At 62.7% G+C, this 21,614-nt stretch carries 23 protein-coding genes and 1 tRNA gene; 7 read left to right on the top strand and 17 right to left on the bottom strand.

Going from position 1 to position 21,614, the window contains the following annotated elements; translation table 11 throughout:
- Window positions 1–39: 39 nt before the first annotated feature.
- The 7 genes from rlmF to WBF69_RS10020 all read right to left on the bottom strand — a co-directional run bounded on the left by rlmF (window position 40) and on the right by WBF69_RS10020 (window position 4,829).
- Window positions 40–1,020 carry a 23S rRNA (adenine(1618)-N(6))-methyltransferase RlmF gene (gene rlmF, locus WBF69_RS10050; protein ID WP_424263941.1) on the bottom strand — a complete coding sequence of 327 codons (981 nt, stop codon included), beginning with the start codon at window positions 1,018–1,020 and terminating at the stop codon, window positions 40–42.
- A gap of 80 nt (window positions 1,021–1,100) precedes the next feature.
- The gene (locus tag WBF69_RS10045) at window positions 1,101–1,538 is read right to left on the bottom strand and encodes a hypothetical protein (protein ID WP_424263716.1); all 438 of its coding nucleotides are present in this window, start codon (window positions 1,536–1,538) and stop codon (window positions 1,101–1,103) included.
- Window positions 1,539–1,664: 126 nt separating this feature from the next.
- On the bottom strand, window positions 1,665–2,366 hold the full coding sequence (locus tag WBF69_RS10040; protein ID WP_424263714.1) for an FRG domain-containing protein: 702 nt from the start codon (window positions 2,364–2,366) through the stop codon (window positions 1,665–1,667).
- 349 nt (window positions 2,367–2,715) lie between these two features.
- On the bottom strand, window positions 2,716–3,138 hold the full coding sequence (locus WBF69_RS10035; RefSeq protein ID WP_424263712.1) for a VOC family protein: 423 nt from the start codon (window positions 3,136–3,138) through the stop codon (window positions 2,716–2,718).
- Complete coding sequence (gene ampD, locus WBF69_RS10030; RefSeq protein WP_424263939.1) at window positions 3,135–3,659, bottom strand: 1,6-anhydro-N-acetylmuramyl-L-alanine amidase AmpD; 525 nt, start codon at window positions 3,657–3,659, stop codon at window positions 3,135–3,137. Before ampD ends, WBF69_RS10035 begins: the two co-directional genes overlap by 4 nt.
- Before the next feature lie 77 nt (window positions 3,660–3,736).
- Complete coding sequence (locus tag WBF69_RS10025; protein WP_424263710.1) at window positions 3,737–3,985, bottom strand: PP0621 family protein; 249 nt, start codon at window positions 3,983–3,985, stop codon at window positions 3,737–3,739.
- On the bottom strand, window positions 3,978–4,829 hold the full coding sequence (locus WBF69_RS10020) for a cytochrome C assembly family protein (RefSeq protein ID WP_424263708.1): 852 nt from the start codon (window positions 4,827–4,829) through the stop codon (window positions 3,978–3,980). The genes WBF69_RS10025 and WBF69_RS10020 overlap by 8 nt, the downstream gene beginning before the upstream one ends.
- 91 nt (window positions 4,830–4,920) lie before the next feature.
- Between WBF69_RS10020 and ffh the strand changes: the two genes are divergently transcribed.
- The gene (gene ffh / locus WBF69_RS10015; protein WP_424263706.1) at window positions 4,921–6,336 is read left to right on the top strand and encodes a signal recognition particle protein; all 1,416 of its coding nucleotides are present in this window, start codon (window positions 4,921–4,923) and stop codon (window positions 6,334–6,336) included.
- 16 nt (window positions 6,337–6,352) lie between these two features.
- Here ffh and bfr read toward each other — a convergent pair whose 3' ends face one another.
- Genes bfr through trmB form a run of 4 tightly spaced genes read right to left on the bottom strand, consistent with a single transcriptional unit; the run spans window position 6,353 to window position 8,773 of the window.
- A complete protein-coding gene (gene bfr, locus WBF69_RS10010; RefSeq protein WP_424263704.1) occupies window positions 6,353–6,817 on the bottom strand; it encodes a bacterioferritin in 465 nt (154 codons plus the stop codon).
- 48 nt (window positions 6,818–6,865) lie between these two features.
- Window positions 6,866–7,066 (bottom strand): sulfur carrier protein ThiS, encoded by a 201-nt coding sequence (gene thiS, locus WBF69_RS10005; protein WP_424263937.1) that lies wholly within the window; start codon window positions 7,064–7,066, stop codon window positions 6,866–6,868.
- A gap of 19 nt (window positions 7,067–7,085) precedes the next feature.
- Window positions 7,086–8,021 (bottom strand): prolyl aminopeptidase, encoded by a 936-nt coding sequence (gene pip / locus WBF69_RS10000; protein WP_424263935.1) that lies wholly within the window; start codon window positions 8,019–8,021, stop codon window positions 7,086–7,088.
- Complete coding sequence (trmB, locus tag WBF69_RS09995; protein WP_424263933.1) at window positions 8,018–8,773, bottom strand: tRNA (guanosine(46)-N7)-methyltransferase TrmB; 756 nt, start codon at window positions 8,771–8,773, stop codon at window positions 8,018–8,020. Before trmB ends, pip begins: the two co-directional genes overlap by 4 nt.
- 83 nt (window positions 8,774–8,856) lie before the next feature.
- Between trmB and WBF69_RS09990 the strand changes: the two genes are divergently transcribed.
- Window positions 8,857–8,930: transfer RNA gene (locus tag WBF69_RS09990), tRNA-Gly, on the top strand.
- Window positions 8,931–9,037: 107 nt separating this feature from the next.
- On the opposite strand, the gene WBF69_RS09985 is transcribed toward WBF69_RS09990, so the two are convergent.
- Window positions 9,038–9,949, bottom strand: a complete 912-nt coding sequence (locus tag WBF69_RS09985) for a LysR family transcriptional regulator (RefSeq protein WP_424263702.1) — start codon at window positions 9,947–9,949, stop codon at window positions 9,038–9,040.
- Between the two features lie 130 nt (window positions 9,950–10,079).
- Between WBF69_RS09985 and WBF69_RS09980 the strand changes: the two genes are divergently transcribed.
- Both WBF69_RS09980 and WBF69_RS09975 read left to right on the top strand, forming a co-directional pair.
- Entirely contained in the window at window positions 10,080–10,970 is an 891-nt protein-coding gene (locus tag WBF69_RS09980; RefSeq protein ID WP_424263700.1) for a pirin family protein, read from the top strand.
- A 76-nt stretch (window positions 10,971–11,046) separates the two neighbouring features.
- A complete protein-coding gene (locus WBF69_RS09975; protein WP_424263698.1) occupies window positions 11,047–12,105 on the top strand; it encodes a DUF72 domain-containing protein in 1,059 nt (352 codons plus the stop codon).
- Between the two features lie 39 nt (window positions 12,106–12,144).
- Here the strand turns inward: WBF69_RS09975 and WBF69_RS09970 are convergent, their stop codons facing one another.
- The gene (locus WBF69_RS09970; RefSeq protein ID WP_424263697.1) at window positions 12,145–13,215 is read right to left on the bottom strand and encodes a permease; all 1,071 of its coding nucleotides are present in this window, start codon (window positions 13,213–13,215) and stop codon (window positions 12,145–12,147) included.
- A gap of 64 nt (window positions 13,216–13,279) precedes the next feature.
- On the opposite strand from WBF69_RS09970, the gene WBF69_RS09965 reads away from it, so the two are divergent.
- On the top strand, window positions 13,280–14,086 hold the full coding sequence (locus tag WBF69_RS09965) for a DUF4377 domain-containing protein (RefSeq protein WP_424263695.1): 807 nt from the start codon (window positions 13,280–13,282) through the stop codon (window positions 14,084–14,086).
- Window positions 14,087–14,096: 10 nt separating this feature from the next.
- Here WBF69_RS09965 and WBF69_RS09960 read toward each other — a convergent pair whose 3' ends face one another.
- A complete protein-coding gene (locus WBF69_RS09960) occupies window positions 14,097–16,367 on the bottom strand; it encodes a heavy metal translocating P-type ATPase (protein ID WP_424263693.1) in 2,271 nt (756 codons plus the stop codon).
- A gap of 80 nt (window positions 16,368–16,447) precedes the next feature.
- Here WBF69_RS09960 and cadR point away from each other — a divergent pair, with 80 nt between their 5' ends.
- Window positions 16,448–16,882: a Cd(II)/Pb(II)-responsive transcriptional regulator gene (cadR, locus tag WBF69_RS09955; protein WP_424263691.1), complete on the top strand. Its 435-nt coding sequence runs from the start codon at window positions 16,448–16,450 to the stop codon at window positions 16,880–16,882.
- A gap of 19 nt (window positions 16,883–16,901) precedes the next feature.
- Here the strand turns inward: cadR and WBF69_RS09950 are convergent, their stop codons facing one another.
- The 3 genes from WBF69_RS09950 to WBF69_RS09940 all read right to left on the bottom strand — a co-directional run bounded on the left by WBF69_RS09950 (window position 16,902) and on the right by WBF69_RS09940 (window position 20,352).
- Window positions 16,902–17,798 carry a cation diffusion facilitator family transporter gene (locus WBF69_RS09950; RefSeq protein WP_424263689.1) on the bottom strand — a complete coding sequence of 299 codons (897 nt, stop codon included), beginning with the start codon at window positions 17,796–17,798 and terminating at the stop codon, window positions 16,902–16,904.
- Window positions 17,799–17,892: 94 nt separating this feature from the next.
- Window positions 17,893–19,962 carry a methionine--tRNA ligase gene (gene metG / locus WBF69_RS09945; protein ID WP_424263687.1) on the bottom strand — a complete coding sequence of 690 codons (2,070 nt, stop codon included), beginning with the start codon at window positions 19,960–19,962 and terminating at the stop codon, window positions 17,893–17,895.
- Between the two features lie 114 nt (window positions 19,963–20,076).
- Window positions 20,077–20,352 carry a hypothetical protein gene (locus WBF69_RS09940; RefSeq protein ID WP_424263685.1) on the bottom strand — a complete coding sequence of 92 codons (276 nt, stop codon included), beginning with the start codon at window positions 20,350–20,352 and terminating at the stop codon, window positions 20,077–20,079.
- Between the two features lie 163 nt (window positions 20,353–20,515).
- Between WBF69_RS09940 and apbC the strand changes: the two genes are divergently transcribed.
- The gene (apbC, locus tag WBF69_RS09935) at window positions 20,516–21,601 is read left to right on the top strand and encodes an iron-sulfur cluster carrier protein ApbC (RefSeq protein ID WP_424263683.1); all 1,086 of its coding nucleotides are present in this window, start codon (window positions 20,516–20,518) and stop codon (window positions 21,599–21,601) included.
- The last annotated feature ends 13 nt before the right edge of the window (window positions 21,602–21,614 follow it).

The following is a 21,614-nucleotide window of genomic DNA, read 5'->3' as shown; positions in this document are numbered from 1 at the left end:
TTGGCGATATCACGCAGCCCGGGCGAGCCATTATTGCTTCTACCCGCCCTTGTGGCCCCAGCGCTCATTGCGCCAAGTCGCTTGTGCCGCGGCGTTTAGAAACGTCCAGGCAACGAAGCGACTTTTCTTTTGCCCCTGCGTCATGTCCACGGTACGTACCTCCAGCGCGTTAACCTTCCTTAGGGCATACAGCACACTGGGCACATTAGACGCTTTGGATACCAAGGTGCTGAACCAAAGCACTTGACTGCTGATGGTTGCGCTCTCTTCTATCATGTTGCGAATAAAGAGCGCTTCGCCACCCTCGCACCACAGTTCAGTATTTTGTCCGCCAAAATTCAACACGGCGGTTTTTTGCTTTGGCATGGTCTTGCCTAGGCCACGCCATTTACGTTGGGTGCCGCTTAAGGCGTCTTCCTGGGATTGATGGAAGGGGGGGTTGCACAGCGTCAGGTCAAAATAGTCGTTTGCGCTCAGCAAGCCCTGAAAAATATGCTTGTGCGATGTTTGTTGGCGTAATTTGATGGCCGTAGACAAGCCATGATTGGCGTCAATAATGGCTCGCGCAGATGCCAGTGCATGAGCATCGATGTCCGACCCTAAAAACCGCCATCCATATTCAGCATGGCCAATTAAGGGATAGATGGTGTTTGCACCCACACCAATGTCCAGGGCGCGTACTGTAGCGCCCCGAGGAATGATTCCCATATTGTTGCTGGCCAGCAAATCGGCCAGATAGTGCACGTAATCGGCACGACCCGGGATCGGCGGACATAGATAATTTGCAGGAATATCCCAATGCTCGATGCCGTAAAAGGACTTTAATAAGGCGCGATTCAGGGTCTTGACCGCAGTAGGGTCGGCGAAATTGATGCTTTCATCACCATGCGGATTCAAGAAGACGAAAGCGGCCAGTTCGGGCGTGTCTTTGATGAGCGCGTCAAAGTCGTAACGGCCTTGATGGCGGTTGCGTGGATGAAGCTGGGCCGTCTTTCTGGTAGATGTTGGTGATGTGGAAATGGAATTACCTGATGTTTAGGATAAAGCGGTTTGTTAAAGAGAGATATCGCAGCCAGCAGGATCGAGCTTGAATTCGCGGGTCATGGCAAAGGGTTCCTGCACGGTGTGGTTCGCCCGACGAATTGAAATCCTCCGGTAGCCTCCAGCCGCTTCTCTATTTCTCGAGCTTCTTCCCTGCTTTCCGTTGTTTTGAACAGAATATAGCAATTATCGAGCAGATATCGTTGACGGCCTGTCTCGCATTTTAGGTTAAAGCCGTCTGCAGTCCAGAAATAAAGATGTTTGGCTAAGATCGAACGTGTGCTTTTGACATCCGCCGGATTTTCCCAGCTTCCATTGGGACGAAGCGACAGGTATTTTTGTTTCGACTCCTTGTGTTGCCGAAGGCGTCGTCTAAGATTTACGCTGATACCCACCTTCAGTGGGACATTGTCCAAGGTGTAAATGCCATATATGCCAGGGCGCGCAGGGATAGCTTTTTCAATATCTACAAAGCTTGCGCGAGCAAAGTCTTGCATGGTGATCTTTGGATGTGGGGGGCTTGTGCTGGTGCTAGTGGCTGCTTTCGACCCACTGCAGTCATTTGCGAGCGACCGCTTCTGGAAAGAATGGTCAGCTGTGTACTTCAAAACTGATGCTACGCATCAAGCACCAATATGGGATATACAACCAACGTTTCTTGCGCCATGGAACCCGACTCCAAGTAAGGTTGCATAACCATTGTCGTAGTACGGTGGCGGAAATAGGCTATGTGCACTAAGTGCAGTACTGTTACCTAGCCACTCAATTGCGTCTGCCAATTGAATCTCGAGGACTCCCCTGATTTGGCTGCTGTACTCTAGCGGCCGCTGGACCGTATCACCTTTCACTCTCATCAGCAGACCGTGCTGGGCGTGTGGGCGAACAAATATCGATGGAGCCGCAATCCTGAGATCTATGAGCTCGGTGTGTCTCCCAACGAACAAACCTGGGCGCCTCGGGTCAGGAGCTACCGCGTCCGCTGCTATCAGCATGATGTATGCTTTCCCGCTTTTGTCGGTTCTGGGGACTCTGCACTCAAAGTGCAAGTACTCACCACACGGACCCATGGACCTCGCGCTGTGACACGCGAACCAGAGCGCAACCCAAATATTGTCAATCAGATCAATCCAGGTCGTCTTTAGCCCGTAGTGCTGTAGGAGCGCCTCACGTGCATATGCTCCCGTTGACTTAAGCGGGCGAGAGAAACTTGCAACAGCAGAATTTATGCGATTGATTGCGTTTGATGCGCCCTTGTGTGTGGAAATACCTCGAAACGCCGTGGGTGAGAGGGTTTCATATAGCATAGGAGCACCGCGAAAGTACACGAGCTCCGAGTTTTTGCACCCGCAGATGTGCTTCAGGTAACCCGCGGCCTGGATCAGCGCATGTGTATCTCGAACTGGATAGATGAGCTGTCCACAACGGGTAGTTTCCGCTGTGTTCCCTCGGATATTCAGCTTGCTAAGTAGCACACTACTACCCCCCAACGGGCACGATTAGGCATTCCTGATGCCTGACTGATGACGCTCCCTGATCTGTTATTCATTGTGGGCCAATGCTCCGTCTGCCTAGTTTGACGTCAACTTTACTACAGCGTCTGCTTTGGGTACGGAGTTGGAATCGTGCTATGACCACTCTTAGCCGAAACCAGCCATTGGAAATCTCAACACCCCCTCACCCCACCGGCAACATCCCCGGATTCCAGACCACTTCCCAAAGATGCCCATCCGGGTCCTGAAAATACCCCGCATACCCACCCCAGAATGTCTCCTGCGCCGGCTTCACAATCACCGCGCCAGCCGAAGCCGCTTCAGCCATCACCTCGTCCACTTCCCCTCGGGACGACACGTTATGCCCAAGGCTGATTTCCGTGGCGCTGGCCGCTCCCAGCGGCAGGCCCGAATCCTTGGTCAGGCTTTTGCGCGGCCATACCGCCAGCTTCAATCCCGGCTGTAAATCAAAAAACGCCACCGCACCGTCCTCGAACTGTTCGCCGATGATGCCTTCGGTCGCCAGTCCCAATCCGTCCCGGTAGAACGTCAGGGATCGTTGAAGATCATCGACTGCGAGTGTGATGACGCTGATGCGTGGTTTCATGGCTGCTTCGTGGGCTGTTGTTCAAATCGATTCCAATCAAACGCCGGCCCCGGATCGGTTTTCCGGCCCGGCGCGATATGCTCGTGCCCCTGCACGGCCCGGATCGGATGCCGCGCCCGGATTGCCGCCGCCAGCACCGACAGCCGCGCATATTGCGCGTCCGTATACGCCAGGGTGTCTGTGCCTTCCAGCTCGATCCCGATGGAAAAATCGTTGCAGCGCTCCCGGCTTTCAAACGACGATACCCCCGCATGCCAGGCGCGCAGCACGGTTGGCACGAATTGCACGATAGTGCCGTCGCGGCGGATCAGGAAATGGGCGGATACCCGCATGTCGCGGATGTTCTCGAACCAGGGGTTGGCGCTGATGTCCAGCCGGTTCTGAAAGAAATCGATGATGGCGTCGCCCTGGAAGATGCCGGGGGGCAGGCTGATGTTGTGGATCACCAGCAGGTACGGGTCTTCGCCACCGGGACGCAGGTCGTGGTTGGGGGAAGGGCGGCGCAGCACGCCAGGGCCCATCAGGGGCAGCCAGCCGTCCGGCTGGATCGTCAAAGCGGGAGCGCCCGCTGAAGAACCAGCAGACGGACCCGCCCCCGTCACTTCCGCAGCCCCAGGCGCGCGTGTTCGGCGCTGCACCAGGTCTTGCCCTGGCTCATGTAGGCCTCGGAACGCGGCAGAAAGATATGGCAGTGGGCGCAGCGGGTCATGGATTCGGCGGCATCGCGGGACTCAATATCCTGGCGGCGGGACGCCGCCTGTCTGGCGTTGGCCTTTTGATGACTGAGGATGCGTGAAACGAACAGGATGGCCAAGATGATGACCGCCCACAGTAGAAACTTACCCAAGTGTGCCTCTTTGCAGAATGACTTCCAGAACGAAACGGCTGCCGGTATAGGACAGCAACAGGAAGGCGAAACCCGTCAGCGTCCAGCGCAGCGCCGTGCGCCCGCGCCAGCCCTGAATCCGGCGTCCGGCCAGCAGCACCCCGAACGTCAGCCAGGACAGCAGGGTGAAGACGGTCTTGTGGTCCATGGGCAAGGCCTGGTCGCTCAGTTGGAGCGACACGACGATGCCGGTGGCGACGGTCAGGGTCAGAATGATGAAGCCGATGCCGATCAGGCGGAACAGCAGTTGTTCCAGGGTCAGCAGCGGCGGCATGGCGCTCATGGCGCGGGCAATCAGGCCCTGTTCGCCTTCGGACGCGATGGGGCGGTGCAGGTGGCGGTCCAGCACGGTCATCAGCATGGCGTGCAGGGCAGCGACGGTGATCAGTCCATACGCCGTCATAGCGATCAGCAGGTGGACGCGCAGCCAGTCGCTGTTGGCGTGCGGGACCAGATAGCCGTGGGGAAAGAGCGCCGCCAGCAGGCTGATCAGGGTGGCGGCGGGCAGCAACAGCAACAACAAGCTGTCCAGGCGCAACAGGAAATTTTCGATCCAGAAAACGATCATGCCCAGCCACATGGCGGTGGACAAGGCCAGCGCCCAGCTCAGGTGCAGGCCGTTGGGCACGATGACGGCGCCGATCAGGCCGATGCCGTGCAGGGCGATGGCGCCCAGCAGGCAGCTGCGGCCAATGGTGCTGCTGGGGCGAACATCCTGTGCGCGGGCGATGGGCCGCCACAAGGCCATGCCCAGCACGGCGTAGGCCAGCGCGGCAAGCAAGTGAAATACAATGCTGACTGACATAGTCCTGTCGGTGTCCGGCGCACGGCGTGCGCCTCCAAAAGCTTTCATTTTATGCGCTGGCCGACAGATCAACCAGTTTTGTGGAACCGCCATGCTCGATAACCTGACCTCCCGTCTGTCGCGCATCGTCAAGACGATGCGCGGCGAGGCCCGCCTGACCGAGGCGAACACGCAGGAAATGCTGCGCGAGGTCCGCTTGGCCCTGCTGGAAGCTGACGTGTCGCTGCCGGTGGTGCGCGACTTTGTCGGGCGGGTCAAGACCGCCGCCCTGGGGCAGGATGTGGTCGACAGCCTGAACCCTGGCCAGGCTCTGGTCGGGATCGTCCATAAGGAACTGACCGCCCTGATGGGCGGCGATCTGGGGGGCGAGGCCGGCGAACTGTCGCTGGCGGCCCAGCCGCCCGCCGTGATCCTGATGGCCGGCCTGCAGGGCGCGGGCAAGACCACCACCACCGGCAAACTGGCCAAATGGCTGTCCGAGGGCAACCACGTCCAGCATGGGCGCAAGACGGGCCGCAAAAAGGTGCTGGTCGTCAGCGCCGACGTCTATCGCCCTGCCGCCATCGATCAGCTGAAGACCGTGGCGGCCCAGGTGGGCGTCGATTTTCTGCCCACAGAAACCACGCAGAAACCGCAGGACATCGCCCGCGACGCCCTGGATCACGCCCGCCGCCATCACTACGATGTGCTGATCGTCGATACGGCAGGCCGTCTGGGCATCGATCAGGCCATGATGGACGAGATCCGGGCGCTGCACGAACTGCTGGACCCCATCGAAACCCTGTTTGTGGTCGATGCCATGCAGGGGCAGGATGCGGTCAACGTGGCGCGCGCGTTTTCTGACGCTTTGCCCTTGACCGGCGTGGTGATGACCAAGCTGGACGGCGACGCGCGGGGCGGCGCGGCCTTGTCGGTGCGTCAGATCACCGGCAAGCCGCTGAAATTCGTCGGCATGTCCGAAAAGCTGGATGGTCTGGAGCCATTCCATCCGGAACGCATGGCCCAGCGCATTCTGGGCATGGGCGACATCGTGTCGCTGGTCGAACAGGCGCAGAAAAACATCGACGTCGCCGAGGCCCAGAAGCTGGCGGCGCGGCTGAAATCCGGCGACCGTTTCGATCTGAACGATTTCCGCGACCAGTTGCAGCAGGTGAAAAAACTGGGGGACATGGGGTCGCTCTTGGAAAAGCTGCCGGCGCAGTTCGCCCAGGCGGCATCCCAGGTGCAGGGCGGCCAGGCGGAAAAGCAGCTGGCCCGCACCGAAGGCATCTTGAATTCCATGACGGCGCTGGAACGCGCCAAGCCCGAATTGATCAAGGCATCGCGCAAACGCCGCATCGCGGCAGGTTCCGGCGTGCCGGTTCAGGAAGTCAACCGTCTGCTCAAGCAATTCGAACAGATGCAGGGCATGATGAAGCAGATGAAAAAGGGCGGCATGGCAAAAATGATGCGCGCCATGGGCGGGCTGAAGGGCCTGGGCGGAATGGGGCGGGGCGGTTTCCGCTGATCAGGCCCGCCCCTGATCAGGTCTGGGACTGCAGATAGTTTTCCAGACCGATTTGTTCGATCAGGCCGATCTGCTTTTCCAGCCAGTAGGCGTGATCGGATTCGGTGTCGATCAGCTGTTGCAGCAGCAGGTCGCGGCTGACGAAATCCGCGTGCTTTTCGCACAGCGCGATGCCCTCGCGCAAGGATGCGCGCACTTCGTATTCCAGATCCAGATCGGCGCGCAGCATGCCTGGCACGTCCGTGCCGGGCGTAAACGCGCTGGGCCGCATGTCGGGTTCGCCTTCCAGCATCAGGATGCGTTGCAGCAGGCTGTCGGCGTGCTGGGTTTCTTCCTGCATTTCGTGGTCGTTGCGCTCGAACAGCTTGCTCAGGCCCAGATCCTGGTAGCGCCGGGAATGGATGAAATATTGATCCCGCGCAGCGAGCTCATCGCGCAGTTGCCGTGTCAGGTAGGCGAGGACTTCGGGGTGGCCTTTCATGGTGCGTCTCGGAATAGGGGATGCCCACAGTATGCCATGAGGGCGGTGTTACCCGCCCCCCACCGCCACCACGATTTCCAGGCGGTCGCCGTTGGCCAGGCTGGTCTGGCCGTGCTGGCTGCGTGGCACGATGTCGCCGTTGCGTTCTATGGCGATGCGTTTGTCCTGGTAGCCCAGGTGAACGATCAGGTCTTGCACGGTCTGCACCTGGTCCAGGTGGGTTTCGTGGCCGTTCAGATGGATGGTCAGGCTCATGGCATGGTCTCCTTCAGGCGAATTGATCCGTGGCGGCCAGCAGCTGCTTCAGGATGCCGGGTTCGTCAAAGGCGTGGCCCGCATCCGGGATCATGTGGAATTCTGCCTTGGGCCAGGCCTTGTGCAGATCCCAGGCGGATCTGGCCGGGGTGCAGGCGTCATAGCGGCCCTGCACGATCACGCCGGGAATGTCCGCCAGCTTATGTGCGTCGCGCAGCAACTGGCCTTCTTCCATGAAGCCCTTGTTCACGAAATAGTGATTTTCGATGCGGGCGAAGGCCAGCGCCGACTGGTCGCTGGAGTGGGCTTGCTGATGCTGGGGATTGGGCAGCAGGGTGATGGTGTGGCTTTCCCATTGCGTCCAGGCATGCGCCGCCTGCAGTTGCGCCTGCGGGTCGTCGCCCGTCAGGCGGCGGTGGTAGGCTGCGATCAGATCGCCGCGTTCGGCTTCCGGGATGGGGGCCAGATAACCTTCCCAGATATCGGGAAACAGCCAGGATGCGCCTTCCTGGTAGAACCAGCGCAGTTCCGCCTGGCGCAGCAGGAAGATCCCGCGCACGATCAGGGCGCGCACCCGGTCGGGATGGGTTTCGGCATAGGCCAGGGCCAGCGTGGATCCCCAGGACCCGCCAAACACTACCATTGCCTCGGTCTTCAGGACCTCGGTGCGCAGCCGTTCGATGTCGGCGACCAGATCCCAGGTCGTGTTGTGTTCCAGGCAGGCCGAGGGCGTGGATCGACCGCAGCCGCGCTGATCGAACAACAGGATGTTGTAGCGGCTGGGGTCAAAGACGCGGCGATGCGTCACGGAACACCCCGCGCCCGGCCCGCCATGCAGGAAGACCACCGGCGTGCCTTGTGGATTGCCGCACAGTTCCCAGTACACGCGATGGCCGTGGCCCGCTTCCAGCATGCCTTGATCGTAGGGTTCGATTTCCGGATACATCAGTCTGCCTTTGTGTTGCTTGCGGCGTCGGCCTGCGGGCGCCGCGTGAAGATCAGATCCCACACCCCGTGACCCAGGCGCAGCCCCCGGTTCTCGAATTTCGTCAGGGGCCGATAATCGGGGCGGGGCGCGTAGTTTGCGCAGGTATTGCTTAGCTTGGGGTCTGCCGACAGCACGTCCAGCATTTGCTGGGCATAGTGTTCCCAATCGGTGGCGCAGTGGATGTAGGCGCCCGGCGCCAGGCGGCTGACCAGCAGCTCGATGAACGCCGGCTGGATCAGGCGGCGCTTGTGGTGGCGTTTTTTCGGCCAGGGATCGGGGAAATAGATATGCGCGCCAGCCAGCGACCCCGGCGCGATCATGTCGCGCAGTACTTCAACCGCGTCATGCTGAATGATGCGGATGTTGTCCAGTTCGTGTTCGTGGATGCGTTTCAGCAACGCGCCCACGCCCGCGTTGAAGACTTCCACCCCCAGGAAATTGTCGCCGGGCCGCGCCTGGGCGATCTGCTGGGTGGTTTCGCCCATGCCGAAGCCGATTTCCAGAATCGTGGGCGCCGAACGGCCAAAGGCGGCAGCCAGGTCCAGCGGCGTGTTCTGGTAGCGGATCGACCAGCGCGGCAGCCATTCCGCGATCGCTTGTTCCTGGCTGGGCGTGATGTGGGCGCGGCGGTGGACGAAGCTGCGGATATGCGTGCTGCCCGAAGGCGTCTGGGCCGTGACGATGGGAGGGGGGGGCTTTGGGAGATTCAAAATGCTGTAAAATGCAGGGCTTCAGGGATTTTCGTGGTCTTCAATTTTACCCATAAATCCTTGTGCATCAATCGATTGCATCGATTGCGGGTGTAGTTTAATGGTAAAACTGAAGCTTCCCAAGCTTCCGTCGTGGGTTCGATTCCCATCACCCGCTCCAGGACTCGCAAAGACCCGGCCTTCCGTTCGGGTCTTTTGTTTTTAGGCCTGCGAACGCACATCGCACCTGGGTCGACCCAACACACCGTGGCGGAAGCCGCCGGCGCCTCATTCTTCCAGCAAGGCCTCGAACCGCGCAGCCAGATGGTCCAGTAAAGCGCGCACGGCGGGCAGCTGGCCGCGCCGGGATGCATAGACGGCATGAATGATTTCTGACCGGGGCGCCCAGCTTGGCAGCACCCGCACCAGTGCGCCGCTGCGTAGAAATTCCTGCACGAACATAGTCGGCAATTGCACGACACCCGCATCCAGCAGCGCGGCGTCGCACAGCGCCTGCATGGATTGCGTGACCAGCTTGGGCTGATGGCGGACTTCGGTGCGGGTGGCGTCGGGGCCGTGCAGCACCCAGCGGTGGGTTTCCTGCGGCACCCCCATGTCCAGGCTGGGCCAGCCGGCCAGGTCCATTGGCCCGGCAGGGGCGCCCATGCGCTGCAGCAAGGCGGGGCTGGCCACCAGGCACTGTTTGCGTTCGGCCAGGATGCGCAGGACCAGATCGCTGTCCTGCAATGGCGGCGGGCGTACGCGGATCGCCATGTCCAGGCCTTCCCCCACCACGTCCACGCGGCGGTTGGTTTCGTCCACCTGCAATTCAACCTGAGGGTATTGCTGCATGAATTCGCCCAGGAAACCGCCGACACGCGCAGCCAGCAGGGCGACCGGGCAGCTCAGGCGGACCACGCCGCAGGGTTCGGCATGCGCGAGCGCGGCGGATTCCTCTGCGGCCTCGGCCTCGATCAGCATGGCGCGGCAGTGCTCGTAATAGCGTTTGCCGACCTCGGTCACGGAAAAGCTGCGCGTGGAACGCAGCAATAGCCGTGTTCCCAGGCGTTCTTCCAGCAAGGCTACGCGGCGGCTGAGCTTGGATTTGGGAATACCCAGAGCGCGGCCTGCCGGTGCGAATCCGCCGTGTTCCACGACCTTGGCGTAGTAGTACAGCTCATTCAGATCAGGCAGTTTCATAGTTTCAAATATAGAACACTAAGAGTGAATTTTAGGGTCTACACAGATTATCGTTCCAAAATCATAATCACACTATGTTCAAAACCGGCTGCGGACTCCAAGACCCAGCCCCATCGCAAGGAGAAAGACCATGCTCAAGAAAATCCTCGGTGTATACGAAGCGCCGCGCCCGCATTGGGTGGGCGACGGCTTCCCCGTGCGTTCGCTATTCAGCTACGACAACCACGGCCAGGCGCTGAGCCCCTTTTTGCTGCTGGATCATGCGGGTCCCCAAAACTTCACGCCTACAGGGGCGCGACGTGGCGTGGGCGAGCACCCGCACCGGGGGTTCGAGACCGTGACCATCATCTACGAGGGCGAAGTGGCGCACCGTGATTCCACGGGCGCGGGCGGCACCATCGGCCCCGGCGATGTCCAGTGGATGACGGCGGCCTCGGGCATTCTGCACGAGGAATATCACTCCGAAGCCTTCGCCAAGCGCGGCGGCCCGCTGGAGATGGTGCAGCTGTGGGTCAATCTGCCGGCCCGGGACAAGATGTCCGCTCCCGGTTACCAGACCCTGCTGAATGCCGATATCCCGCAGATCGACCTGCCCGACGGCGCCGGTCATTTGCGCGTCATTGCCGGGAACTATGGCGGCAGCCGCGGTCCTGCCCGGACGTTCACGCCGATCGATGTCTGGGACGTGCGGCTGCGGACCGGCGCCGCGACCGAGCTGCCGGCCCGTCCAGGCCATACCCTGGCGCTGGTGGTCTTGCACGGCACGGTGCTGATCAACGGGCAGGAAGTCGTGCGCGCCGGCCAGCTGGTGCACATGGACCGCGAGGCCGACGCGGTGCACCTGGAGGCCAACAACGAGGCCACGCTGTTGTGGCTGTCGGGCGAGCCGATCGATGAGCCTGTCGTGGGCTATGGGCCGTTCGTCATGAACAGCGAAGCGGAAATCCGGCAGGCGCTGGACGACTTCCGCAGCGGCAACTTCGGGCGCATTCCGGTAGTCGAGGCCGCGACGGCCCGCTGACCGTCCCGCCCGCCGCCCCGGCGGGCGGGACAGGGGATGCGGTACGCTTGAGCCTGTCTCAGCGTCCGTTGAACCCATGCAAGGCGATCTTTTCGGGGAAACCCTTCCGCCGGTGCTGGCCGATCAGTCGGTCAGCACCACCTCTCATGAGCAGCCGGCGTCCTCGGTCCGTCGCCGCAAGGCCAAGGTGCGCCCTGCGCCGGCTGCCGAGTCCTGGCGCGAACTGGCGCAGCAGCTTTCGGCGCAGGTGCGTGTCGGGGCCTCCACCTGGTCCTACCCAGGCTGGGATGGCCTGGTCTGGGATGGCGACTACGACCCAAGCACTTTGTCCAAGCATGGGCTTGAGGCCTACCACCAGCATCCGCTGCTGCGCACGATCTGCGTCGACCGCAGCTTCTGGCGCCCGCTGACGGCCAGCCAGTATGCCGCGTATGCGGGCCAGGTCGACGAGGACTTTCGTTTCGTCGTGAAGTGTCCGGCTCTCGTCACCGACGCTCAGGTGCGCGGCGAGGAAGGCAAGGCGCTGAAGGCCAATCCGGATTTTCTCGATGCGCAACTGGCCGTCGAGCGTTTCGTGCAGCCGGCGCTGGATGGCCTGGGCGCCAAACTGGGCGTACTCGTTTTCCAGTTGAGTCCGCTGCCTTGGAACTGGCTCGGTCGCCCCCTGGCGCTGTGGGAAAGACTGGACCAGATGCTGGCCGCCGTCCGGCAGGCCTTGTCCGCACAGGCCGCTGTGATTGTCGCCGTGGAGGTCCGGGACCCTGAGCTCTTGGGCCAGGCGCTGGTCGATGTGCTCCGGGCGCATGACGCTACCTTCTGTCTGGGCTTGCATGCCAAAATGCCGCCGATTCAAGAGCAACTGCCCCTGCTGCGCGCCCTATGGCCTGGCCCGCTGGTGTGTCGGTGGAGCCTGAATCGCATCTTTGGCGCTTATGGCTACGCCGATGCGCAGAAGCAGCACGCCCCGTTCAATGCCATCGTCAACGAAGACCTTCACACCCGCGCCGTGCTGGCGCGCGCCATGCGCGGCATCGCGGGCGCGGGTCAGCCCGTCTATGTGACCGTCAGCAACGATGCCGAGGGTTGCGCGCCGATCTCTATCCAGAGGCTCGCCCAGGCGACGGTCGAGGACTGAGCCGGCCCGGTCCCGCGCGGCGGATCGCTGGCGTGATCTTCAGAAACCCAGCGTGATGGCAGCGCCGCCCGTCAGCATGCCCAGGATCGCAATGCCCAGGATGATCACGGTCAAATCCCGACGTCGGAATGACTTGGCGACCATGGCCAGCGAAGGCAGGCTGACGGGCGGCAGCGTGACGAGCAATGCGGCGGCCGGCCCGGTCGCCACGCCCAGCGCCAGCATGGTCTGGACGATAGGGACTTCGCCGGCGGTCGGGATGACGAACAGCAGGCCGACGATGGCGGCGCCGGCGATCCACAGCAGACTGTTGTCGATGCTCATGTCCAGCACGGGAAACAGCCAGGCGCGGACGGCGCCCAGCAGCAGCACCAGAATCAGATATTCCGGCAGCAAGCGCAGCGCCATGCCGGTGAAAGACTGCACCCAGCGCCGCAGGATGGACCCTGCTCCCAGGGACGCCTGGTCGGGCATCGCGGCAGTAGGCAGGTCAGAGACGTCGGCCAGGGCGTCGCCGCGGTTCAGACGGTTCACCAGCCAGCCTAGTCCCAGCACCATCGCCAGTCCCGCGACCAGCCGCAGCCCCGCCCAGTGCCAGCCCAGCACGAAACCCATGAACACCAGGGTAGCCGGGTTGAGCATGGTGTTGCCCAGCCAGTAAGCGATCGTGCTGCCGGGCGCGGCGCGGCAGTCCCTCAGCCCGTTCACAACGGGGGCGGAGCAGCAGGTGCACATCATGCTGGGGATGGATAGCAGACTGCCCGTCAGAACGCTGCCGGCGCCAAAGCCGCCTAACCAGCGCTGAATCCAGGGGGATGGCAGCAGGGCTTGCAGGCCCGAACCCAGCAGCAAGCCCAGCATCATGGCCTTCCAGATCGCCTTTCCGTAGGCGACGGCGTAGTCCAGCGCGGCCTGCAGCGAGGGCGCAGGCACCATTCCATCGCTGCCGTTCAGAATGGAATTGCCGATGGAGCCGGTCTGTTCAGCGATGAAGACACGGTCGTAGTAGGGCGACCACTTCACGTAGTACAAGCCGACGAGTGCGATCAGGGCGAATAGACAGAATCCCCAGAGGGGATAGCGATGGTGTTGCGAGGATGCTGGATTCATAGGGCGTCATGATAAACCCTGACGCTGTTACCATGACCCTTCCATATCCGAATGTGACTTTGATATGAAAAGCACGTTTGCAATATCCGCGCTGGCCCTGCTGCTGGGGGCCTGTGCCCAGACGCCCGCTCCCGAAACCGCATCGTCAGGAACGTCGGCAACCATGATCACCCCTCAGGACCACGCGCAGGATCAGGATATCCTGATCGCCCACACTTGGCGCCTGGTCGCCGCCACCGACCGTGCGGGGCAGCCCATCGAGGCCCTGCGTCTGGGGGTGGGGCGCCCATTGGAACTGAGCTTCTCGGCATCCAGTCTGCATATCGCCGGCGGTTGCAACCAGCAGTTCGGGGGCTATGCGCTGGCATCGGGCGTCTTGAACGTCACGGGTCTGGCGGGCACCATGAAGGCATGTTCGCCGGACCTGATGCAATTGGATGCCGCCGTTGCGACGCACCTGAAGGGCAGCCTGCAGGTCCGCCTGGAAGGCACGACCGACGCCAGGCAGCTCAGTTTGCTGAATGCCTCGGGCGACAGGCTGACCTTTGCGGGGCAGATGACCCCCGAAGCACGCTATGGCGCCGGCCAGGTAATGTTTCTGGAAGTCGCGCCCGATTCGGTCGCCTGCAGTCATCCCCTGATGCCGGACCACCGCTGCCTGCAGGTACGCGAGCGTCGCTACGACGCGTCGGGCATCCTGTTGCCGCCGCAGAGTGATTGGCGCCCGCTCTATCAGCAGATCGAAGGGTATGCGCACCAGGAAGGCGAGCGCGCGATCGTGCGGGTAAAACGCTATACCGACAAGCATCCGCCGGCAGACGCCTCCGCGCACATCTACCGGCTGGATCTGCTGGTGCATCGAGGCGGCTAGCGCACGGCATTCAGTGGCGCAGCAAGCGCAACCCATTGCCCACCACGAGCAGGCTGGCGCCCACGTCGGCGAACACGGCCATCCACATGGTGCCTGCGCCGGCGATCGTCAGCACCAGGAAGATAGCCTTGATGCCCAGCGCCAGGGCGATGTTCTGGACCAGAATCCTGTGGGTGGCTCGCGACAGGCCGATGAACCAGGGGATCTTGCGCAGATCGTCGTCCATCAGGGCGACGTCGGCGGTTTCAATCGCCGTGTCGGTGCCCATGGCGCCCATGGCGAAACCAATGTCTGCGCGGGCCAGCGCGGGAGCGTCATTGATGCCGTCGCCCACCATGCCGACGCCGCTGCCTTGCGCGAGCAGTTGATCCACTGCGCGTAGCTTGTCCTCAGGCAGCAAATTGCCTGCGGCGCGGTCGATGCCGACCTGTGCGGCAATCGCGGTCGCCGTGTGTGGATTGTCGCCCGACAGCATGAGGGTGCGCACGCCTTGCGCATGCAGGGCGCTGATGGCCGCCGCGCTCTCGGGCTTGACGGTGTCGGCCACCGCATACAGGGACAGGACCCGCTGTTCGTCGGCCAGCAGGACGACCGTCTTGCCCGTTTGTTCCAGGGCTTCCAGTTGCGCTTCCAGCGCGGCGGAACACAAACCCTGTTCGTGGATCAGGCGGTGATTGCCCAGCACGTAGTCCACACCGTCGATCCGACCGTGCGTGCCGCGTCCGGCCAGCGCTTCGAAATTCTGGATCGCGTCGGCGGGGGGGGTGTTCAGGCCCTGGGCCACCGCGCGGGACACCGGGTGGTCGGACTGACCGGCCAGGGCGCTGGCCAGCGCGTGGCAGGTTTCCGCCGGGACGGAGCCTAGTGCCCGTGATTCGGTCAGCACCGGGCGGCCCTGGGTCAGGGTGCCGGTCTTGTCCAGTGCGATCCAGGCCAGTTTCCGGCCTTGTTCCAGGTAGATGCCGCCCTTGACCAGCACCCCGTGGCGGGCCGCTGCGGCCAGGCCGCTGACGATGGTGACGGGGGTGGAAATGACCAGGGCGCAGGGGCAGGCGATCACCAGCAGGACTAGCGCCTTGTAGGTCCATTCATACCAGCCGCCCATGCCCAGCAGGGGCGGCACGATGGCGATGGCCAGGGCCAGCAGAACCACTAGCGGCGTGTAGTACCGGGCGAAGCGGTCGACGAAGCGCTGAGACGGCGCGCGCGAGGCCTGGGCCGATTCAATGGCGCGGATGATGCGCGCCAGGGTGGTGTCGCCTGCGGCGGCCAGCACCCGGTATTCCAGCGCGCCGGCCCCCGTGATGGTCCCCGCGTACACCGGGTCGCCGGGAGCCTTGTCCACGGGCAGGCTCTCGCCTGTAATGGGGGATTGATCCACCGCGGAGCGCCCGGACTCGACCTGGCCGTCCAGGGCGATGCGCTCGCCGGGACGGGTGCGCACCAGTGCGCCCGCCGGCACGTCACGCGCAGGAATATCCTGCCAGCTGCCGTCCGCTTGCTGCACCGTGGCGCGTTCCGGTGCCAGTTTCATCAGGTTCTGGACGGCCTGGCGGGCGCGATCCAGAGATCGGGCTTCGATGCGTTCGGCCAGGGTGAACAGCACCATCACCATGGCGGCTTCGGCCCATTGTCCCAGGACCAGGGCGCCGGTGACGGCGATGCTCATCAAGGCGTTGATGTTCAATTGACCGTGACGCAGCGCGGTCCAGCCCTTGCGATAGGTGCCCAGGCCGCAGCTCAGGATGGCAGCGACCGCCAGCATGGCGGAGACCGCCCAGGGCGCATCGAACCAGTGCGCGAGTTCGGCGGCCAGGGCGGCGGCGCCGGCGGCGGCCAGCGGCCACCAGGGGGCGGCAGCGGGCAGCGGTTCGGCGGTGGGCGGGGCGGTTTCATCGACCGGTTCGGGGACAAACCCCAGGTTGCGGATGGCGGTCAGGATGGCGTCCAGGGCATCGTGCGCATGGGTGACGGTCAGCACGCGCCGCATCAGATCGAATTCCAGATCCTGGACGACCGGCAGGGCGCCCAGGGCCTTGCGGATCAGGGCTTCTTCCGTCGGGCAGTCCATCTGCCGAATGCGAACCAGGGTGCGTCGGCCCGAGCCGTCGGCGACGATGGTCGTCGGCCAGGCACCAGGATCGTCCATCGCAGCCGATCCCGGTGCCGAGCGGGGGGCCGTGCCATGATCATGACCGTGGCAGCAGCCGGCGTGTTCTGTGGCGGCGCCGGCAGGCGGGGGGACGTGGGAATGGGACGCGGAGTGCTTGTCGTGGGGCATGGCAGTTTCCGAAACTGTGTTTTATGATGGCATTGGACACCTTGAAGTCACTACAAGGTCAAGCCCCCGGAGGTACCCCTATGAAAATCGGTGAACTGGCCCGCGCCGCGCGTTGTTCCACAGAGACCATTCGTTTTTACGAAAAAGCCGGACTGCTGCCCGAGCCGGTGCGCAACGCCAGCAGCAATTACCGGCAATACGGCGCATCGCACCTGGAACGTTTGCGTTTTATCCGTAACTGTCGTGGCCTGGACATGGCCCATGACGAAATCCGGGCCTTGTTGGGCATGGTGGATCATCCGGACCAGGACTGCGGTTCCATCAATCACTTGCTGGACGAGCATATCCATCATGTGGACATCCGTCTGCGCGAACTCCAGGACCTGCGCGGTCAGTTGCTGGATTTGCGGGAACAGTGCCAGACGGCTCAGGCGGTCGATACCTGCGGGATTGTCCAGGGGCTGGCTCACATGGACACGGCAAGCGGCCCTTTGCGGGAAACCCACATCGGGTAAGGGCGGCGCAGCGATCTGATCAGACTGGATCGAAATGCGTCATCACGTCCAGGACCGGCAGATCCGCCATCACCCGTTCGCGGGCGGCGACGGCAATCGCATGGCCTTCGATGATGGTCAGTCGGCCATCCATTTCGATGTCGACTTCCACCCAGACCATATCACCCATTTTTCGGGTGCGCAGATCGTGGATGCCGCGCACGCCCGGCGTGGACAGAATGCGGTCGCGAATGGCCTGTTCGGTGTCGTCATCGACGGCTCGGTCCACCAGATCGTTGAATGCCTGCCAGGCAAATTTCCAACCCATGCGGATGATCATCAGGCCCACGATCAGCGCGGCCAGCGGATCGGCCAGCGGCAGGCCCGCCAGGTTGGCGCCAATCCCCAGCGCCACCACCAGGGATGAGGCGGCGTCCGAGCGCGCATGCCAGGCGTTGGCGACCAGCATCGTGGACCTCACCCGGTGCGCCACGCGCAGCAGGTAGCGAAACAGCAGTTCCTTCGATAGCAGGGCCAGCAGGGCCACGTAGAAGGCGGCGGGGTGGACCATGGGAATCAGGTCCGGGGTCTGCAGGCGTTCGAAACTGCGCCAGAGCATGCCCAGGCCGACAATGGCCAGCAGCAGGCCGATGCCTAGCGTTGCGGCGGTTTCGAAGCGCAGGTGTCCGTAGGGGTGATCGGCATCCGGGCCTTTTGAACTGTGCTTGTTGGCAAACAGCACGATGCCGTCGGAGACCAGGTCCGACAGGGAATGGATGGCGTCGGCCACCAGGGCTTGGGAATGCGCGAACACGCCGATCACCAGTTGGGCGGCGGTCAGCAGCAGGTTGACCCAGACGCTGACCCAGGTGCTGCGGCGAGCGGCGGTCTGGCGCTCGGGCGTATCGGGAAGGTGAGTATCGGACAGGGGAGACATGCCCAGCAGTATACGAGGGGATGGGGTTCAAAGGCCTAGTACACCGATACCCCTGTCAGTTATGCGGCATTGCGGGCGCGCCGCGCCCCCCGTCTTAGTGGATCCGCATGCCGGGCTGAGCGCCGTCCCAGGGTTCCAGCACATAGATGCCGGGCTGGGCCTTTTCATCCGCGTGACTGGCGGCCAGCACCATGCCTTCCGAGACGCCGAAACGCATCTTGCGCGGCGCCAGATTGGCCGCCAGCACGGTCAGTTTGCCGGTCAGGTCTTCGGGCTTGTACATGGACTTGATACCGGAAAATACCTGGCGCAGCCGACCTTCGCCCGCGTCCAGGGATAAGCGCAGCAGCTTGTCCGAGCCCTCGACCTCGGCGCATTCCACGATGCGGGCGATGCGCAGATCGATACGGGCGAAATCCTTGATGTCGATGATGTCGGCGATGGGTTCGCCGCCGGGGATGACGGCGGCTTCTTGGGGCGGCTCGAACAGCGCGTCCAGCAAGGCCGGGTCGACGCGCTGCATCAGGTGTTTGAAGGTGTTGATATTGGCGGGCAGATCATCCGCATCCGCCCAGACGTAGGACTGCGGGCGTCCAAACAGTTCCTGGGCGACGCGCTGCGTCAGCGCCGGCAGAACCGGGGACAGCATGACCGACAGAGACTGGAAGCCCGCCAAGGCACGGGAACAGATGTCCTGCAGGGCTGCTTTTTGTGCGGGATCGGCCTGGGCGATGCCCTTGGCCAGCACCCAGGGCTGGGCGGCGTCAAAGGCCTGATTGATCTTGTCGGCCAGAGCCATGATGCGGCGGATGGCGCGACCGTATTCGCGGGCCTCGAAATCGGCTTGCACCTCGGTGGCGCAGGCGCGCAGTTCGGTGCGCAGGGCGTCCGTGTCGCCGGTGTAAGCCAGGGCGCCATCGAAATGACGAGTGATGAAGGTGGCTGCCCGGCTGGCGATGTTGACGTATTTGCCGATCAGGTCGCTGTTGACCCGGGCGATGAAGTCATCCGGGTTGAAATCCAGGTCTTCGACGTGCGCGTTCAGCTTGGCGGCGATGTAGTAGCGCAGCCATTCGGCATCCATGCCGATATCCAGGTAGCGCAGCGGGGAAATGCCCGTGCCCCGGCTTTTCGACATTTTTTCGCCGCTGACGGTGATGAAGCCGTGCACGTGCAGCAGGTCGGGGACTTTGCGCCCGGAAAATTTCAGCATGGCGGGCCAGAACAGCGCATGGAAATAGACGATGTCCTTGCCGATGAAGTGCACCTGTTCGGTATCGCCGTCCGGCGCCAGCAAGGTGTCGTAATCCAACCCTTGCGCCTGGCAGTAGGCCTTCAGGGACGCCAGGTAGCCCACCGGTGCATCCAGCCAGACGTAGAAATATTTGCCCGGCGCATCCGGAATGGGAATGCCGAAATAGGGTTCATCGCGAGAAATGTCCCAGTCGGCCAGATTGGCCTCGGCCCCTTCGTTCGTGCCCAGCCATTCACGGGTCTTGCCCAGGACTTCCGGCTGCAGTCGGGGCGTGCCGTCGGTGCGTCGGCCATTGGTCCATTCCTGCAAAAAAGCCACGCAGCGCGGATCGGACAAACGGAAGAAAAAATGTTCGGAACTGCGCAGCACGGGCCGCGCCTTGGTCAGGGTCGAATAGGGGTCGATCAGCTCGGTCGGGTTGTACACGGCGCCGCAGACCTCGCAAGAATCGCCGTACTGGTCCTTGGCGTGGCAGCGCGGGCATTCGCCCTTGATGTAGCGGTCGGGCAGGAACATGCCCTTGACCGGGTCGTAGAACTGTTCGATTTCGCGGCTGTCGATGAAACCGGCGGCCTTCAGGGCGCGATAGATGTCCTGGGACAGTTCGACGTTCTCCGGCGTGTCCGTGCTGTGCCAGTGGTCAAAGCGGATGTGGAAGCCGTTCAGGTATTTCGGCCGTTCGCTGGCGTAGCGGGCGACCAGCGCCTGGGGCGTGATGCCTTCGGCCTCTGCCTTGAGCATGATGGGCGCGCCGTGGGCGTCGTCCGCGCCCACGAAATGCACGGTATGGCCCGCCATGCGCATCGCCCGTACCCAGGTGTCGGCCTGGATGTATTCCATGATGTGGCCGATGTGAAAGGACCCGTTGGCGTAGGGCAGGGCGGTGGTGACAAAAATCGTGCGCGGCATGAGGGGCGGGCGGAAGGTCGAAAAGTATTGATTCTAGCAGTCCAGCCAGGGGCGACGCCTGGGACGGCCCCGGCCCTGCCTGTTGGATGGCGCAGTCCGGGGATGCCAGCCCGATCAGGGGATTTCGCGCATCTCGATGTCGGTGACGTCCTGGCGGCGGGCCGGGTCGGCTCCGCGAGTCCAGGGGCCTGGGCGCGTCGGCATGGTCGGGCGGCGACGTTCGGCCCAGTAGGCCTTGACGCCGAAGGGACGGCCTTGCAGGCGGGCCACGATGTACAGGATGCCGATGGCCAGAATCGTCGAGGCCATGAAGACGAAAGCCATGATCAGGCCGAAAAAGGCCAGGATCAGAAATAGGGCGGCGCGCAGGATTCGTTGGATGATGTTCATAAGTCTGAGACCTGTAGGGCCGGAAAAGGTTGCATGCTGTGATACGGCGTGGCCTGTCATGAAGAGGCCGGATGCGCGCTCATGTTCATATTGGGGTCAATCTGCGGATTTCCAGGGGAATCCGCTATGCTTGTAGTTTCGATTGTTTTCATCCGGATCCCCCATGAGCACAACTCCCCAGGATATCCGTTCCGCCTTGTCGCGGGTGATCAACCCCGATACCCGAAAAACACTGGCAGTGACGGAACCCGAACTACAGATTACGGCGGCGAACAATGCATTTGATCTCACTGTAACCCTGGGCTATCCCGTATTCAATGGCGAACCGGCGCTGCGCGAGGTGATTCAGGCCGCCTTGGACGCCGCAGGCATTCCCCTGGGCACACTGACCTTCCGTTCAAAGGTCGCCACCCACGCGGTGCAGCGCGGTTTGCGACCGCTGGATTCCGTGCGCAACATCATTGCCGTGGCCTCCGGCAAGGGCGGGGTGGGCAAAAGCACGACCTCGGTGAACCTGGCGCTGGCCCTGCAGGCCCAAGGCGCGCGGGTCGGCTTGCTGGATGCCGATATCTACGGCCCCAGCGTGCCGATCATGCTGGGGCTGTCGGGCAAGCCCAAAAGCACCGATGGCAAAAGCATGGAACCGCTGATCGGTCACGGTCTGCAGGCCAATTCCATCGGTTTTCTGATGGACGACGATGGGCCGGCGATCTGGCGTGGCCCGATGGTGACGCAGGCGCTGACGCAGTTGCTGTCTCTTACAAATTGGAGCGACCTGGACTACCTGATTGTGGACATGCCGCCCGGAACCGGCGATATTGCGCTTACCATGTCGCAAAAGGTCCCGCTGACAGGGGCGATCATCGTCACCACCCCGCAGGACCTGGCCTTGGCCGACGCCCGCAAGGGCCTGATCATGTTCCAAAAGGTGGATGTCCCGGTGTTGGGAATCGTAGAAAACATGTCCGTGCATGTGTGCTCGAACTGCGGGCATGCCGAACCCATTTTCGGGCAGAATGGCGGTCGCCAGCTGGCCACCACCTATCACTTGCCGTGGCTGGGCGCCTTGCCGCTGCAGCTCGACATCCGCCAGGAAACCGATTCCGGTCGGCCCAGCGTGGTGGCCTCGCCCGATGGTAAAGCAGCGGCGCTGTATCACCAGATCGCCCGTCAGCTGGCGATTCATGTGGCAGGCCAGCCTCTGGATGATTCCGGGACGCGACCCAAGGTCGTGGCACGCCAGACCTGATGCGCCAGGGGCA

Source organism: Castellaniella sp., assembly GCF_049673105.1.
Classification (GTDB): domain Bacteria; phylum Pseudomonadota; class Gammaproteobacteria; order Burkholderiales; family Burkholderiaceae_B; genus Castellaniella.
Note: the sequence above shows the minus strand (reverse complement) of the source record. Positions and strands in the feature narration are given on the sequence as shown.